This is a genomic window from Lentzea sp. NPDC092896 (assembly GCF_044754905.1).
Classification (GTDB): Bacteria; Actinomycetota; Actinomycetes; order Mycobacteriales; family Pseudonocardiaceae; genus Lentzea.
In genome coordinates this window covers 209,813-224,095 of record NZ_JBIVPX010000001.1, presented here as the reverse complement: position 1 = coordinate 224,095, position 14,283 = coordinate 209,813, and the positions used below count along the sequence as shown (strand labels likewise).

The following is a 14,283-nucleotide window of genomic DNA, read 5'->3' as shown; positions in this document are numbered from 1 at the left end:
CTGCCGACCCACGCCCCCCGAGGTCGGCACCCCTCCACACAGGCCTGAACCGCATCCCCCGCGGTTCAGGCCTGTGTCGTCCGGTTTGAATCTCGCTAAAACGGGACGTCCTGACTTACAGTCACCACAGTGGACGCCACCGCCTGGTGTCCCCGAAGGCACCGGAGTGGTGGGCATGAGCTGCAGCAGCATCGGAAGCATCCACGGAAACCCGGCCTGCTGCGGCCGCGCGACCGTCGAGGCGCGGGCGTGACCGGGGCGCAGTGGCGGGTGGTCGCGCTGATCATGGCGTTCGGCAACTCGGTGCGGTACCTCGTGGTCGCCGACGGCTGGGAAGACCTCCTGAAGGCCGCAATCTGGGCGGTTGTCTTCGTCGTGCTGGGCTTCTGCCGGGTGCGGGAGCGGTGTGGGCTGCGACTGCCGGTGGTCATGCCATTCGGCAGGTTCCAGCACCACGTCCACCACTGCGCGAGCGACCACGGGCATACGTCACGAACGCACAAGTGCCGCTGCAGTCTCGCCTACACGCCACTGGAAGTGGCGTCATGAGGCCCGCTCCGATCCCAGACGAAGCTGTGTGGCCTGGCGCCAAGCGGATCGTCATGTCAGCTCCGGACGGCGACCTCACCAGCGAGATCGCGCCGGTCGAGGCTCTGGTCGATGACTCGCGGAGCGGGTGGCGGCGGCTGTCCGTGCGGTGTGTTCTCGATCCCGGCGACCTGGAGCGGCTCGCTGCGGGCGAGTGCGTGTGGGTGTCGTTCTACGGCGGAATGCCGCCGTTTTCAGTGGACGTGAACCCGTGAACGCCTACACGAAGCTGCCGGGTCTGCTGCGTCGGATCGACGCGCTGGAGTCCGGTGAGCAGCTGTGCCGGACACGTGACTGCTACAGCCGGTTGTGGCTGTTCTCCGACGGCCCGGTCTGCAGGTTCTGCACGTACCGGGCTCGGGCGGCATTCATGGCCAGCATCCGGCTCTCCATGACCCTCGCGCCGCACACGAGAGGCCTCAGCCCCTTCGTCCATGTCAGCGCGTGCTGAGGGGGCGGCCGTGGCCTTGTGGTTCTCCGCCCTCTGCACCGCGAGCGCCGAGCCGATGGTCGCACCGTGCCCAACGTCGGTCGACGGCCGGCACTGGTGCACCGACCTGCCCGCGCACGAAGACCTGCACCGCTGCCTGTGCAAGGCCTGGTTCTCCGAAAAGGGCCTGCTAGTCCGCGATCAAGATCGTCCGAGTATCGAGTCTTTGCAGGCCGTACTCGATTCAGACACCCCTAGGAGACTGTGATGTTCGAGAGCGGAGTCTGGCGCGCAGGCGTGCTGCACGAGAACCCCATGGCGATGACGCTCGGTCTGGCCATCGGACGGGTCGCGGACGGCCGGATCCACGCCGCGACCGGCATCGGATCGATGGGGCTCGAACTTCAGGTCGTCGACGAGGCGCAGTTGCTGCCGCCGGCCTTGCACATCCCCGTCGACGCCGCCCGCGCCCTGTGCGACGCGCTCGTCCAGCACTTCGGCGGCACCAGCAACTCGAAGCAGTTGCGCGCGGACTACGACGCCGAGCGCGCCCGCACCGACAAGCTCATGGACGCCGTGCTCTCCATTGCAGCGGGACGCACGTCGTGACCGAGGAGACCCGACCCGACCAGATCGTTGCCGCGCTGGCCGCCGAGAGCCAAGGCATGCCGGCTGGCGACTTCTCGTGCCCGGTGGTGATGACGGGCGGCTGCACGTACTTCACCGATGGCGTGCACCGCTGCTGCACCGCTCCACTCGGCGAACCCAGGCACGGCATGCCCGCGCACCCGCACAGCTGCATGTGCCGCGCCACCTGGTCTGTCGTCGTACGCACCGTGCCACCGCCGGGAGACGAGGAGTTGGAGAACGCGCTCACTGGAGAGGTCGGCGCGCCGCGTGTCCGCGAGAAGCGCCCGACCTTGTTTGAGCGGTACGCCGTCAGCACCTACGTGTGGTCCGAGTGGAACCGGATCAACGACCAGATCAAGAACATCCCCTGGTGGCGCTTCCACCTCCGCCACCGCGCGCGCCGCAAGTACAAGGCGTTCGGCACCGCCCTCAACGTGCTTCAGAACTACGTGCCCACCAGCGAGGAGAGCTGACGTGCGCAAGATCCCGACCCTGTTCCGACGCAACCCGGACCAGCCCGCGCTCATCACCCGCGAGGTCCACCCCGACTGCCAGTGGGTGCTCGACGGCGAAGGCACGCCGACGCGGAAGCTGGATGGCACGTGCATGGGCTACTTCCCCGCCCTGCACGGCGAGGTTCGCGTGCACGGCGCCGTCCGCTCCGACGAGGTCAGCGAGCCCGGCGACCTGACCGGTGTGTGGCTGGCCCGCCGCGAGGTCAAGCGCGGCCAGACCGCACCGGGCGGGTTCGTGCTGGAGGAAGCCGATCCAGTCACGGGCAAGGCCGTGGGCTGGGTGCCGGCCGAGCAATCGCCGTTCCACCGGTACTTCGCCGAGGCGCTGCCCCGAATCGGCTGCTCCCCGTACTTCGGCACGTACGAGCTGTGCGGGCCAAAGGTCAACGGCAACCCCGAGCACTTCGCGATCCACTGCCTCATCCGGCACCAGGACGCCGAGCGGCTCAAGAGCGTCCCCCGTGACTTCGATGGGCTGCTGGACTGGCTGCTCACGAGCTGCAACTGGGAAGGCGTCGTCTGGCACCACCCGGACGGCCGGATGGCGAAGCTGAAGGTCCGCGACGCCCTCGCCTACGTCAAGGCGCAGGACGAGGTGGCCACGGCATGACCGACACGCAGAAGCCCAGCGTCGGCCGCATCGTCCACTACGTCAGCCACGGCACCCCGGTCCGAGAGGACGGCACGCAGGTCTTCCCGTCGGAGTGCCGCGCCGCGATCGTCTCCGAGGCCGGTGCGTGGATCCCGGTCGCCACGATCGAGGCCGAGAGCTTCAGCCGCAGCGAGGGCCGACCCATCCGGCACGTCGAGCAGTGGTTCTACGACGACGCCGTCACGCTCACCGTGCTGCACCCGACCGGATCTTCTCGGCACGCCTGCAAGCACGACGAGACCAACCACGCGGGCGGCACCTGGCACTGGCCGGAGCGTGTCTCGTGAGCGCGCTCGTGCACATCGTCGGCACGGTCATTACCGTCGGCCAGCGCATTCGGCAGTGCTGCGCGTGGTGCGGCACCACGCTGCTCGACTACGACCTGACCCGCATCGCCGTGCCCGTCGGCCAGGACGCGACCTCGCCCGCGACGTTCCCGCCCGGCGCGCTCCTCGAGATCGACGGCAACTGCAAGGCCGTGCTGGCGACCGAAGGCGACATGCTGCTGCCCGACAACGCCTGCGCGCTCACCAACCTGACCGCGGCCACCGAACAGCAGGCTCTCGACATCGCCGACCGCGTCGCCGCCGAGGAACCGACCGCGGGCGCCGGACGCGTCACCCGCAGGCTGCTCGCGGCGTTTCTCGACAGCGGGCTGATCGCTCACCAGGTCAACAAGTCAGTCGACCTCGCGCTGCTGCTGGAGCAGCTGGGGTTCTCGCTAGAAGGACGAACGATCACGAACGTCCGCACGTCGACCAGCGACTCCTGGGAGTGCTTCTCCCAGGACAAGCTTCGGTTCCGCATCGAGGGTGACCTCGTGCCCACCGAGCAGGCGCCCCGATGACCGCGCACGCCGTTTGGAACGACGGTCGCGAGGTCACCGTGCCGAGCGACGTGCTGGCCACGTTCGAGGTCGCCTATGGAGCTGTCCAGATCTGGAGCATCGCCCGGCAGTACCCAGATCCGCTGCACAACGACCCCGGATTCCTCGACCACGTCGAGCAGGCGCTCGCGGAGGAAGTGGTGCGCGGCGCGGTCAAGGCTGGGCGCGCACTCCTCACGAACAGCGGCCCGGCCTGGAGCGTGCGGCCAGCGAGCTACGCCGACTTTGCCCAGCACGTCGACTTTTCGGTAGCGACCGAGAGCCGCGAGTGGCAGCGCGGCACACGTCTGCCGTACCTGCGGGGACACGGGCCGACGTGGCTGATGTGCCGCATGTCCGGGCTGTCCATTCCCCTGCTCCCTCACGAGGTAAAGCCGTGACTGATCAGAGCGTGCATCCCGAGGCCAGCGCACCACCGTTCAGGTTCGGCCCCTGGTCGTGGCGGGAACCGGTCCGCGGCGAGCACTTCCGCCGCTGTTCCTACTGCGGCAGCGTCAACCCCGACGACCTCGCCGCCGAGCCCGTCTGGTGCGCCGAGTGGGCCGACCGCAAGTACGGGTGGCCGCACAAGTTCTACGTGGACATCCCGAACCGTGACCCCGCCCGGCTCTACGTCCTCGGAAGCTCCAGCGGCCCCAACCCGCCCACCGAGTCTCGGGACTGGATCGCCCGCAGCGACGTCTCCGCTGAGCAGAGGGAAGCGCTGGAGCGCGACGACTACTTCGAGAACGACTCGCGCACGCACTTCCTCTTCGGCCCGCGGCCCCTGCACCACGCCAAGTTCTACTCGATCCACCTCCGCGACGCCGAGCTCGATCCTGCGGTGAAGGCGGCGATCGAGCCGCGCTGCGGACTCACCTTCGTCTTCGACGGCACCAGCGTCGCGTGGCACCCCGCCGCGACTGAGCCGGTCCAGGGAACGTGATGCACGACTCCGAAACCACTGCCTTCGAGATCTGGAGCCCTCTCCCGAAGCGTGCCGACAGGTCCTACGACGCAAAGTCTGCGCGCATGGGCACACGGCTGAGGACGCGCTGGGCATGGAAGCCACCGCTCTTCACGGTCGCGGGCTGCAGCTGGTACTTCCCGACCCTGATCACGGTGTGGCACCGCGAACCCCGCGGCCACGAGACGGGCGCGGTATGCAAGCGGACGCGGCGCAAGAAGCTCACGAACGGCCGGGAGCGCCACGTCGTCCGGTGGGCGTGGCTGCTGCACGTCCACCACTGGCACCTGCAGATCCACCCGTGGCAGAAGTTCCGGCGGTGGGCGCTCACCCGCTGCGAGTGGTGTGGCGGCCGATCCCGCGGGCGCGACCAGGTCGACGTCAACCACGGCAACTACCGCGAGAACACGCCGTGGTGGCGCGGCGAGGAAGGCCTCTATCACTCCGGCTGTTCGGCTGTCGAAAGCGCGCACGGACTCTGCCTGTGCACCGACCCACTATTCGAGCATGCCACCTACGGAAAGTGCTTCACCTGCGGGAAAAGCCGCTGCTTCGGCATGGAGGTCGACGACGGCCACCGCGCGCTCGCAACGCTTCCAGTCGGCTCCCGCATCACGCCTGAGATGCAGGCGTTCCTCGAACCCATCTACGCCGAGCGGCGCGTCCGCATCGCAGAGGAGGCCAAGCGTCCATGGTGATCCCGACGGCATCGTCCATGCCCACCGAACCCGCCCTGCCGCCGAGCACACCGAAGCGTGCCCCTGACATCGTCGAGCGCGTCGCGATCGTGGGAGTGCAGCCCGGCGACGTCATCGTGTTCGAGTCCCGTGAGGACGCCACCGACCAACAGATCGACCAGTTGGCGCGGCGCATCCAGGAAGTGCTCGGTGACCAGACGCTGTCGGTCGTCATCAACGGCAAGCTCGGCGGTGTGCTTCGCCGCGAAGGCAGCGAGCTGGTCGAGACGACACCGTTCAACACTGCGCGCCGCAGGTACCTGATCGGCGGCAAGCCGTCATGACCCGCTACGGCGACTACACCGTCGATCCAACGTTCAACGTTCCGGTTGTGGCCACGCCGCCAACGGAGCCGTCCACGCCGCCCACGCAGCAGATGGGCAATTCTGACAACCCGCTCTCTCGCTTCCTCGACGACGCCTACCAGCAGGCCAGGCGACTGTTCTCGGACGAGACGCCCGCCAACCCCGAGCCAGCGTTGGTGAACGTCCGCAAGCTCAACGGATTCATCCCAGTCTCGTGCTGCTACCTCACCGACTCGACCGGCACCAACCACTGCAAGCACCCGCCCCGCGTGGTGACCCCAACACCGTGGACGTGGCGTCGCGCACGCGACCGCGCCCTGGGCCGCTGGTGGGACCTGCGCGAGTGGCTAGCCCGCAAGATCGCCGGACGCATTTGGCCGGACGAGGAGGAGTGATGGGCTGCCTGTCCGACGCAGACGAGCACGTGCTGGACCACCTGTACCTGCTCGTGTACGGCAAGGGCTTCCTCGGATTCTGCGCGTGCAACGACCCGCAGGCTGGCATCGAGGTCGCGCACGCGATCCTCCAGATCTACGCCAAGAAGGACTGGAAGCACGCGGAGATCGAGGCGGCGATCGGCGGCACCGCGGGCACACACCACCTGGTGATGTCCGCGCTCGACCGGGCCGGGTTCGCCGACCACGGCAGCAGCCTCTGGGCAGCGTGGCCAACGCCCATCGGAGCGTGGTTCTTGTGGGCCGTCGACCACCTAGGAATCGACGGTCTGGACGATCGGCTCGGGCTGCCGAACAACGTCGGCTTCCCAGACCACGACGACGCGGATTGCACCGACGCGTGCTGGGCCATCCCCGCGGGGAGCGCGAAGCGATGACCCAAGGCCTCTTCCTGCTCGCAGCGCTGCTGCGGTACCTCGGCTGTGGCAACAGCACGCCGCCGCCCGCGCTGCGGGGCTCGTCATCCTCGGTTCCTCCTAACGGGAACACGATCGAGGATGACCGCATCGCCCGCGAGCTTGTGCCGCTTGTCCGCGCAGCTGCCGACGAGGTGTACGTGGGAGACGTCCCCCGGCTCGATCTCGACCTGGCACGCCTGGGGTTCTACAGCAGCTGCTCCCTGCCGAACTACGCGGCATTGGCGGAGCAGTCGCGTCGGACGGCCATGGACGACTGGGTCGCCGGCCAACTCGGATCTCCGCACGGGTTCCTCACTCCTGGCGACCTGCGTGCCTCCGTCGGCCCTGCCCGCGAGCCTGCACGCCGCCATGAGGGCGGCACGGACTGCTGGTGCAACCCGGTGCTGGTCGGGCGATTCCCGTTCCACGTCGACCCGTCCGTCCCTCGCGGCGAACTGCTGGTCGAGCCCGCGCTCGACGCGCTCGCCGCCGACAACCAGACCGTCACCACCGTTCCGACGACCAGCTCGATCACGTGGGAGGAGATCGTGGCGGTGTACGACAAGATGCTCGCCCCGCCGCGCCCGCCTCGTCGTGTCGAGCCGTTCAAGCTGACTCGCGAGCAGATCGACCAGCTCCCGAAGGCAGGCACGCAAGAGCAGCCGTTCGCGGGGATCGTGTCCCGGCTCGACGGCTTCCCCGTGGTCGAGGTTCTTACGGTCGAGGAGTCGACCCCGCACGCCGAGGGATGGTGTCTCACGTTCGAGCAGGCGTTCCGGGGCATCACAAAACTCGACCACCGCGGCGCCATCCGCACGGACCCGCTGTACCTGACGCGCCAGCAGATCGAGCGCATGTCGCGTGTTCTCTGGTTCAACCTGCCGGACAACTGGGAGCAGTTGCTTGAGCAGGGCGGCGGGATCAGCCAGATCATGTGCCGCCCCGTGCACCTCGTGCACCACCCGGCCTCGTCGACCCCATGCCTCGAAAGGTGGATGGACCAGTGCTAACCGAGCAAGCGGGAATGGTCAACGCGTACGTGTGCCCCGGTGGCCACACGACGTGGACCCGCAACGCCGACGACGGAACCACGCCGCACGTCACGCCATGCCCTGAGCTCGGCTGCGAAGACGAAGCCGCCTCGCAGTTCTACAAGGTGCCGCAGGAGACGCCCACGACGCACGAGTGGTACCAGCCGCTATTCCCGGCGAACCTCGACGGTCCGGCACGCCTCTACGCCGAGCAAGGCGGGCTCATACTGCGACGCACCGTGCCGTTGCCGTGGACGCATCTCACCAACCCGACAGAGCTGCGTCTCGCGCCGGACGGCCGCGTCGCGTTCCGAGCCCACATCGCGATCAGCGTGTGGGACAACGAAAGCGAACTGCGCTGGTACGTCGTGACCACTCCGGATGGTCAGTTCACGGTCACCCTCCTCACCGACGAGGACGTAGCCGACTGGACCCCGCTGGAGATGCCATGAGCCGCAGCAAGTTCCAGGCCTGGTGCACGGTCCTCGCCTACACACTGGGTGCGCTCGCCGTGCTGGGCATCATCACGATCGTCATCAGCTCGGCGGTGATGAGCCCGTGAGCTACGGCAACCACACCGACTGCGGCCTGTGTCGCGGGCACTCGATCAACTGCTGGTGCGCCCTGTGGCCCGCCGGCATCGCGGGCGACCGGTCCGACTTGTGCCACGAGCCGGATGCCCACGCGCGACTCGTCCGGCCTGGCCGAATCCTCGCGGTGCCCCGGGCTCTCTCAGAGGCGGAGTACGAGAGCATCGCCCGCCGCTGGCGCGCCGAGCACGCAGGCACCCGCAATGCCCACCGCGTCAAGCTCCTCGGCCGCCACCCGTGGCCGTGGTGGAAGCGCGCGTACTTCCACGTTCGGAGGTGGTTGGCGTGAGCCCCGATCTGTGGCCAGCGCTTGGTCTGCCGCCCGCGGTTCTTGGCTTGATCGGAATGGCGGTCGGGCTGCAACTGAAGGACCAGGAGGCCGTGGACCGGGTTTTCCGGGTGTGCAGGGTCTTGGTCGTAGCTGGGCTGCTGGTGTGGTCGCATGCCCTCACGGCAGCCATCGCGGTTGATGGTGTCCAGTGGTGAGCCCGACAGAACCTGGAACCGCCGAGATCCAACGTCTCAGCGACGGCACTCGCGTGGTCCTCCGGGCCAGCACGGTGATCCGCGTTGCCACCGACCTCTTGTTCGCCGTCGACCTGGACGCCGACGTCATCGAGCCGGACGGGACGCTGCGCTTGGACACCGAGGGCCTCTACCGCTACAGGTTCCTGCGCAGTGACGGCGAGCGCTGGCGGATCTACGAGCGCATCACAGAGGTGCCGGAATGACTGTGACGGCGCTGCGCTACAAGCAATCCCGCGACGCGTTCTATCGTGGGATCTGCCACGAGCTAGGAGTCCACCCCCGTTCCTCGGAGGGTGGAATCGCGCATGAGCACGGTCGAGACCTGTTGCCCCACAAGCGTTGCACATCTCGAAGACGTTCCCTGGTACAGCGCACCGATCCCGCCCGCCGGGCACGAGTGCTGGCGACAGTCCTGGCACACCAACGAGAACGGCCTGCTCTGGCTGGAGCGCTGCCCCTGCGGCGGTGCCCGCGTCCTTCACCCCACGGCCGGCTCATGGTTCGGCCACAACACGCGCGCCACCGGCAGGGCGCTCTCGCCCTCGGTGATCAGACTCGCCGCCGCGCAGGCGCACCGCCGCGCGAGCAGGCACGAAAGGCAGGTTGTCGTGACCGGTGACAGGCAGGTCATCCAGTGCACCTACCTTGCGTCCACGGCCGTCGCCGACTGCGGTGCCCGCGCCTGGGTCGTGACCATCAACCCCGCCAGCAACCACGACCGGATCGCCGTCCTGGTCCGCGCACGGGATGGCCGGTGGGCCCAGAGGTGGGAGAGCATCCAGCGGCTCGGCGACTTCCGCGTCGCACTTCTCCCGGTGGGTCACCCGCACCACGGCGACCGACGGCTGCGCACGTTCGCTGACGACGAGGCGAAGCGGTTCCTGGACGTCGTCACCGCAACGCCAGCACCGCGCGCCGACGCCGCGGCCGCGATGGCCAGAGTCCACGCTGGCGGCAGCAGATGAGCAGCACCTTCAGCTTCGTGTGCCTCGGCCACGACCCAGCGATCGAGACTGCTCGGCTCATCCACGGCTCTCGCGACGTCAGGGACGTGGACACCGCTCTCGGCCTTCTGCCCGAGTACCGCATCGAACACCCACGGTGCGACCTGCTTCTCGCCCGCTACTCCGGCGGCCTGGTCGAACTAATCTGTCCACCGTCCACTGAGGTCGGTGAGACGCGACATGGCGGCAGGTACCACCCCCACGGGCCGGACCGGATCGATGCCAGCTGGCTGCGGCTGCTGTGGGCAGCCTGCTCCTACCCGACCCAGCGCGAGCCCGCGTTGCAGTTCGCGGTCGACGCGTTCAGTGCCACGTGCTGGAACTGGGCGCGCCTCTCCCAGCTGGGCTACGTGCTCGGCGTTCAAGACCACCCTGGAGCGGAGCTGCCATGAGCAACGAGATGTACCTGCAGATCGGCGGCGACCAGCAGCTCGTCCTCGTCGTCCCCGCGAAAGCCCCTGCTTTGCCTGCCACCTACGGCCCGTTCAAGGACAACGAGGCGGTCGCCAAGGCGCTGGAGCTGCTGCTCCAGGCCCGCGTCGAGCTGGCTGGGGCGGTCGTCGTCCCGCTCAACCGGGTCGTGACCGAGCCATGACCGCGCGAGAGCCGTTCTGGTGGAAGCTAGCGCGCCGGTGGATCTGTCACGGCTCCCTCTGGTGTTGCAAGACCATCGACACCCCGCTGTGCAACGGCTTGCTTGAGCCACACCGGTTGGCCCGCTGGCGCCGCGCCGCGCAAGAGGTCGCCGACGACCTCGCCGTGCGACGCGGCATCACGCGCACCGTCGTGCTGGTAGGCCCGTGGGCCATCAAGCTGCCCTCGTTGCGAGCACACGGCGAAGGCCTCGCCGGCGTGTTGTGGAGCATCAGCCGCGGCATCCTCGCCAACCAGTCCGAACGCGACTGGTCCGGCCAGCCCGGCCTGTGCCCGCTCCGCTGGTCGTTCGCCGGCCTCGTCAACGTGTACCCGCGGTGCGAGCCCGTCGACCGCGAGCTCACCGACGACGAGTACGCCGCGATCGGCTTCGCTGGACCGGTCGACAAGAAGCCACCGAACGTCGGGGTCCTCGCCGGCCGCATGGTGTGGCTGGACTACGACCAGAACTGGAACGACCAACCGCCCTGCCGTCACGCAGACAGGAGCAGGGCATGAACAGGTGGATTCTCGGGATCGTGGGCCTCGTACTGTGCGTGGCGGGACTTGTCGCACTGGGCCTTGGCCTGGCTTCCGACCGCGGCTCACGTGCTGCGCTGGGCGCGGTGGGGTTCATCGTGTTCTGGTACGCCGGCTTCTTCTGCTTCGTGGGCGCGTCCTGATGTCCGGCCGCGAGCCTCCGCCGGGCGTGCTGTTCGCGGTCGCCATCGTCGCGCTGCTCGCCGCGATCTGTGCGGTTCCCGTGCTGGCAGCCTGGTGGCTGTTGTGAGCCGCGTCCTGACAATCACACAGCGGCCCGTCACGAGGTGCGCCACGCCAACACTCCGCCCGCGGGCCACGCTCTTCGGCCGCTACTGGCCTGGCATCGCCGGGCGCACGCCGTGGCTCAGGCGACCGTGATGACCGCCTGACGGATCATGGACAGCAGCCCACATACAACCGATCATCCGATGTAAGGAGGTGGCACCATGCGGGCCAACGACGACAAGCCACGTTGCAAGGGCACAACTCGCCAGGGGCTGCCGTGCACAAACCCGCCTCGGCGCGGCGGCAAGGTGTGCCGGATGCACGGAGGCAGCGCCCCGCAGGTGAAGGCAAAGGCCGCCGAGCGAGTCGCCCAGCAGCAGTTCGACAAGGCGATGAGCCAGGCGCTCGCATCCCTCGACGTCGCGCCCGTCGACAACCCCCTCACCGTGTTGGCCGAGCTCGCCGGCCAAGCGGTCGCTTTCAAGAACGCACTCGCGCAGCGGGTGAACCACCTCCAGGACAACATCCGCTACCAGGACGCCCGCGGTTCGGAGCAGTTGCGCAGCGAGGTCGCGCTCTGGGAACGAGCGCTCGACCGGTGCGAACGGTTCTGCGTCTCGATGGCGCGCCTGAACATCGACGACCGGTTGGTGAAGGTCGAAGAGGCCCAGATCGAACTGGTGCTCGCCGCCCTCGACGCCGGCCTCATCGCCATCAACGTCGGACACGACCAGCGCATCGAGGCGAAGGTCGCCGCCGCCCGGCACCTGCGCTCCGTAGAGAACGCCGCGTAGGAGACCAGCGGTGGGGGTGCTGAGCGGCGCGGCCGCGCGGTTGGAGCGCGAGGCCGAGGAAGCGGCGAAGAAGCGTCGCTGGCTTGAGCAGCCCGCGACGTGGATCAAGGACCGGCTCGGCGAGCACATCTGGTCCAAGCAGATCGAGATCGCCGACTCGGTGCGGGACCACCGACTCACGGCGGTGAAGTCCTGCCACGGCTCGGGCAAGAGCTTCACCGCGTCCCGGCTGACGGCCTGGTGGCTCGACACCCACCCGCCCGGCGAAGCGCGCGTCGTCACCACCGCCCCGACCGGGGACCAGGTGCGCGCGATCCTGTGGACCGAGATCAACGGCGCGGTGATGAAGGCGGCCGCGCGGGGGAACCCGTTCCCCGGCCGGGTCAACGAGACCGACTGGAAGCTCGGCAAGCAGCTCATCGCGTTCGGGCGCAAGCCGTCGGACTACAACCCGCACGCCTTCCAGGGCATCCACGCGAAGTTCGTGCTCGTGATCCTCGACGAGGCGTGCGGCATCAACAAGCAGTTCTGGACTGCGGCTAACTCCATCGCGACCGGCGAGCACTGCCGGATCCTCGCGATCGGCAACCCCGACGACCCGTCGAGCCACTTCGCCCGCGTCTGCGCGAGCGAACGCTGGAACACCATCCGCATCAGCGCGTTCGACACCCCGAACTTCACCGATGAGGACGTGCCGGAGGACCTGCGCCCGAACCTCGTCAGCCACGCCTACGTCGAGGAGATGGCCGAGGACTACGGCGTCGAGTCCCCGACCTACATCTCGAAGGTCACCGGCGACTTCCCCAGCGACTCCGAAGATGGCGTCGTCCAGCTCTCCAAGGTGCGTGCGTGCAGCAGCCCCGAGCCCACGCCGCGCGCGGCCGACCAGCTCGTCCCGATCGAGCTCGGCGTCGACCTCGGTGCCGGCGGCGACGAGACCTGCATCCGTGAGCGGCGCGGAATGGTCGTCGGACGAGAGTGGCGCACCCGCACCCGCGAATCCGCGCACGCAGTAGGCCTGGTCATGCAGGCCATTGAGGAGACCAAGGCGACGGCCGTCAAGGTCGACGTGATCGGCATCGGCTGGGGTGTCGTCGGTCGGCTTCAGGAGCTGCGCTCGGAGGGCAAGCACAAGGCGGCCATCTACGGCGTCAACGTCGCCGAGGCGTCTGCCAAGCCCGAGAAGTACTCCCGCCTGCGGTCGCAGCTGTGGTGGGAGATCGGCCGGCAGCTGTCGGAGTCGCGCGGCTGGGACTTCTCGCACCTTGAGGAGAAGGACCGGGAGCGGCTGGTGTCCCAGCTGACCGCGCCGAAGTACACGCTCGACTCGTCTGGTCGGATCACCGTCGAGAAAAAGGACGAGACGAAGAAGCGGCTCGGGCGGTCGCCGGACAACGCGGACGCGCTGCTGCTGGCCTTCTACGTTGAGTCGGGCCCGCGGGTGCGCTGGATCTAGAACTGGCGTTGCGACGCGTCGACGACGGCCTCGCGGATCTTCTTCTGGAACTCGGTGGCCTCGTGCATCGACAGCGCCAAAGGCTCGTTCGCGGGCAGCGGCAGGATCACAACCTGCCCGCGATCGTTGACGGCAGCACCGATGTTGATGGTGCCTCCGCGTCGTCGGACAGGCACGAGGAAGGAGGAGACGTACTCAGGGCGGGGCTGGGACATGTCGCTCTCGCAGACCAGCAGGTGGGGCACCACGAGAGCGGTCCGGGCCTCATGGTGGCGATGGAGACGGCGCCGCACCATGCGATGCGAAGCGGGATGCCTCGGTGGTCGATCTTGAATGAGTCGGCCTCAACGAGGTGTTTGAGGCGCCGGAAGAGACCGACACCCAACTGTGGTGGGCCTGCTACGGGATCCACAGCTGCGGTGCTCTGCCGATGACGCGAGCGGGCGCGAGGCGGGATTCCGGCTGGGGCAGCGCGAGCAGCTTGTGCACGATCTCCTCGAGGCCGCCGGTCTCCTCCCACGTGATCTCGTCGGGCGAGTGTCTGTCGCCAGGCAGGTGGAGCCGCATGCCGAGGGCGTCGTTCACGTCGTTTACGCGAATGGCGTCACGCCAGCCATGCGGCCACACCTTCGCGCCGTCGAGCAAGGCCTCGGTGCCATCGTTGGGGAAGAACTTCCAGCCGGCGTCCTTCAACAGCAGCAGGCCTGCGAACGTCGGGAAGAGCTCGACGGCGTCCTCGGCGGTCAGTGCGGTCACGACGCCTTGCGCTGGGGTTCCTTTGGGTGAAGCGGCAACCAAATCGGACATGTCGACTCCGGGGCGGTACGCGGGTGTCCCGATGTTGTGGGACGATCTCCTCTTGCAAGACGGTACAAACTTGCGCAAGTTTTGACCAGGGCGTGCAAGGTTGCAAGTTCCGATCGGGTGATCTGGGAGT

Annotated in this window: 28 protein-coding genes; 26 read left to right on the top strand and 2 right to left on the bottom strand. The window is 68.2% G+C overall.

Annotated features, from left to right (window positions below; translation table 11 throughout):
* Positions 1 to 249: 249 nt before the first annotated feature.
* From ACIQF0_RS01405 to ACIQF0_RS01280, 26 genes are all read left to right on the top strand, one after another.
* On the top strand, positions 250 to 549 hold the full coding sequence (locus ACIQF0_RS01405) for a hypothetical protein (RefSeq protein ID WP_401023342.1): 300 nt from the start codon (positions 250 to 252) through the stop codon (positions 547 to 549).
* A 53-nt stretch (positions 550 to 602) separates the two neighbouring features.
* Positions 603 to 803, top strand: coding sequence for a hypothetical protein (locus tag ACIQF0_RS01400; protein WP_401023341.1), 201 nt, complete (start codon positions 603 to 605; stop codon positions 801 to 803).
* A complete protein-coding gene (locus ACIQF0_RS01395; protein WP_401023340.1) occupies positions 800 to 1,039 on the top strand; it encodes a hypothetical protein in 240 nt (79 codons plus the stop codon). The genes ACIQF0_RS01400 and ACIQF0_RS01395 overlap by 4 nt, the downstream gene beginning before the upstream one ends.
* Positions 1,040 to 1,285: 246 nt before the next feature.
* Entirely contained in the window at positions 1,286 to 1,627 is a 342-nt protein-coding gene (locus ACIQF0_RS01390) for a hypothetical protein (protein WP_401023339.1), read from the top strand.
* Positions 1,624 to 2,121: a hypothetical protein gene (locus ACIQF0_RS01385; protein WP_401023338.1), complete on the top strand. Its 498-nt coding sequence runs from the start codon at positions 1,624 to 1,626 to the stop codon at positions 2,119 to 2,121. Before ACIQF0_RS01390 ends, ACIQF0_RS01385 begins: the two co-directional genes overlap by 4 nt.
* Position 2,122: 1 nt before the next feature.
* A complete protein-coding gene (locus ACIQF0_RS01380) occupies positions 2,123 to 2,773 on the top strand; it encodes a DUF5565 family protein (RefSeq protein WP_401023337.1) in 651 nt (216 codons plus the stop codon).
* Positions 2,770 to 3,102 (top strand): hypothetical protein, encoded by a 333-nt coding sequence (locus ACIQF0_RS01375; RefSeq protein WP_401023336.1) that lies wholly within the window; start codon positions 2,770 to 2,772, stop codon positions 3,100 to 3,102. Before ACIQF0_RS01380 ends, ACIQF0_RS01375 begins: the two co-directional genes overlap by 4 nt.
* On the top strand, positions 3,099 to 3,662 hold the full coding sequence (locus ACIQF0_RS01370) for a hypothetical protein (RefSeq protein ID WP_401023335.1): 564 nt from the start codon (positions 3,099 to 3,101) through the stop codon (positions 3,660 to 3,662). Before ACIQF0_RS01375 ends, ACIQF0_RS01370 begins: the two co-directional genes overlap by 4 nt.
* Positions 3,659 to 4,081 (top strand): hypothetical protein, encoded by a 423-nt coding sequence (locus ACIQF0_RS01365; RefSeq protein ID WP_401023334.1) that lies wholly within the window; start codon positions 3,659 to 3,661, stop codon positions 4,079 to 4,081. Before ACIQF0_RS01370 ends, ACIQF0_RS01365 begins: the two co-directional genes overlap by 4 nt.
* Positions 4,078 to 4,626, top strand: coding sequence for a hypothetical protein (locus ACIQF0_RS01360; RefSeq protein WP_401023333.1), 549 nt, complete (start codon positions 4,078 to 4,080; stop codon positions 4,624 to 4,626). The genes ACIQF0_RS01365 and ACIQF0_RS01360 overlap by 4 nt, the downstream gene beginning before the upstream one ends.
* Before the next feature lie 86 nt (positions 4,627 to 4,712).
* A complete protein-coding gene (locus ACIQF0_RS01355) occupies positions 4,713 to 5,345 on the top strand; it encodes a hypothetical protein (protein WP_401023332.1) in 633 nt (210 codons plus the stop codon).
* Positions 5,339 to 5,668 carry a hypothetical protein gene (locus ACIQF0_RS01350; protein WP_401023331.1) on the top strand — a complete coding sequence of 110 codons (330 nt, stop codon included), beginning with the start codon at positions 5,339 to 5,341 and terminating at the stop codon, positions 5,666 to 5,668. The genes ACIQF0_RS01355 and ACIQF0_RS01350 overlap by 7 nt, the downstream gene beginning before the upstream one ends.
* On the top strand, positions 5,665 to 6,084 hold the full coding sequence (locus ACIQF0_RS01345; RefSeq protein ID WP_401023330.1) for a hypothetical protein: 420 nt from the start codon (positions 5,665 to 5,667) through the stop codon (positions 6,082 to 6,084). The genes ACIQF0_RS01350 and ACIQF0_RS01345 overlap by 4 nt, the downstream gene beginning before the upstream one ends.
* Positions 6,084 to 6,521 carry a hypothetical protein gene (locus ACIQF0_RS01340; RefSeq protein ID WP_401023329.1) on the top strand — a complete coding sequence of 146 codons (438 nt, stop codon included), beginning with the start codon at positions 6,084 to 6,086 and terminating at the stop codon, positions 6,519 to 6,521. The genes ACIQF0_RS01345 and ACIQF0_RS01340 overlap by 1 nt, the downstream gene beginning before the upstream one ends.
* Positions 6,518 to 7,552: a hypothetical protein gene (locus tag ACIQF0_RS01335; protein ID WP_401023328.1), complete on the top strand. Its 1,035-nt coding sequence runs from the start codon at positions 6,518 to 6,520 to the stop codon at positions 7,550 to 7,552. Before ACIQF0_RS01340 ends, ACIQF0_RS01335 begins: the two co-directional genes overlap by 4 nt.
* Positions 7,546 to 8,025 (top strand): hypothetical protein, encoded by a 480-nt coding sequence (locus ACIQF0_RS01330; protein WP_401023327.1) that lies wholly within the window; start codon positions 7,546 to 7,548, stop codon positions 8,023 to 8,025. The genes ACIQF0_RS01335 and ACIQF0_RS01330 overlap by 7 nt, the downstream gene beginning before the upstream one ends.
* A 106-nt stretch (positions 8,026 to 8,131) precedes the next feature.
* Positions 8,132 to 8,452 (top strand): hypothetical protein, encoded by a 321-nt coding sequence (locus tag ACIQF0_RS01325; protein ID WP_401023326.1) that lies wholly within the window; start codon positions 8,132 to 8,134, stop codon positions 8,450 to 8,452.
* On the top strand, positions 8,449 to 8,649 hold the full coding sequence (locus ACIQF0_RS01320; protein ID WP_401023325.1) for a hypothetical protein: 201 nt from the start codon (positions 8,449 to 8,451) through the stop codon (positions 8,647 to 8,649). Before ACIQF0_RS01325 ends, ACIQF0_RS01320 begins: the two co-directional genes overlap by 4 nt.
* Positions 8,646 to 8,894, top strand: coding sequence for a hypothetical protein (locus tag ACIQF0_RS01315; protein ID WP_401023324.1), 249 nt, complete (start codon positions 8,646 to 8,648; stop codon positions 8,892 to 8,894). Before ACIQF0_RS01320 ends, ACIQF0_RS01315 begins: the two co-directional genes overlap by 4 nt.
* A gap of 102 nt (positions 8,895 to 8,996) precedes the next feature.
* Positions 8,997 to 9,656: a hypothetical protein gene (locus ACIQF0_RS01310; RefSeq protein WP_401023323.1), complete on the top strand. Its 660-nt coding sequence runs from the start codon at positions 8,997 to 8,999 to the stop codon at positions 9,654 to 9,656.
* Positions 9,653 to 10,087 (top strand): hypothetical protein, encoded by a 435-nt coding sequence (locus tag ACIQF0_RS01305; RefSeq protein ID WP_401023322.1) that lies wholly within the window; start codon positions 9,653 to 9,655, stop codon positions 10,085 to 10,087. Before ACIQF0_RS01310 ends, ACIQF0_RS01305 begins: the two co-directional genes overlap by 4 nt.
* Positions 10,084 to 10,290, top strand: a complete 207-nt coding sequence (locus tag ACIQF0_RS01300) for a hypothetical protein (protein WP_401023321.1) — start codon at positions 10,084 to 10,086, stop codon at positions 10,288 to 10,290. Before ACIQF0_RS01305 ends, ACIQF0_RS01300 begins: the two co-directional genes overlap by 4 nt.
* 98 nt (positions 10,291 to 10,388) lie before the next feature.
* On the top strand, positions 10,389 to 10,847 hold the full coding sequence (locus ACIQF0_RS01295) for a hypothetical protein (protein WP_401023320.1): 459 nt from the start codon (positions 10,389 to 10,391) through the stop codon (positions 10,845 to 10,847).
* Positions 10,844 to 11,011: a hypothetical protein gene (locus tag ACIQF0_RS01290; protein WP_401023319.1), complete on the top strand. Its 168-nt coding sequence runs from the start codon at positions 10,844 to 10,846 to the stop codon at positions 11,009 to 11,011. Before ACIQF0_RS01295 ends, ACIQF0_RS01290 begins: the two co-directional genes overlap by 4 nt.
* Before the next feature lie 402 nt (positions 11,012 to 11,413).
* On the top strand, positions 11,414 to 11,890 hold the full coding sequence (locus ACIQF0_RS01285; RefSeq protein ID WP_401023318.1) for a hypothetical protein: 477 nt from the start codon (positions 11,414 to 11,416) through the stop codon (positions 11,888 to 11,890).
* 10 nt (positions 11,891 to 11,900) lie between these two features.
* Complete coding sequence (locus ACIQF0_RS01280) at positions 11,901 to 13,346, top strand: terminase large subunit domain-containing protein (protein ID WP_401023317.1); 1,446 nt, start codon at positions 11,901 to 11,903, stop codon at positions 13,344 to 13,346.
* Here the strand turns inward: ACIQF0_RS01280 and ACIQF0_RS01275 are convergent.
* Positions 13,343 to 13,522, bottom strand: a complete 180-nt coding sequence (locus ACIQF0_RS01275) for a hypothetical protein (RefSeq protein ID WP_401023316.1) — start codon at positions 13,520 to 13,522, stop codon at positions 13,343 to 13,345. The genes ACIQF0_RS01280 and ACIQF0_RS01275 overlap by 4 nt on opposite strands.
* A gap of 223 nt (positions 13,523 to 13,745) precedes the next feature.
* Positions 13,746 to 14,102 (bottom strand): hypothetical protein, encoded by a 357-nt coding sequence (locus ACIQF0_RS01270; RefSeq protein ID WP_401023315.1) that lies wholly within the window; start codon positions 14,100 to 14,102, stop codon positions 13,746 to 13,748.
* Positions 14,103 to 14,283 lie beyond the last annotated feature (181 nt).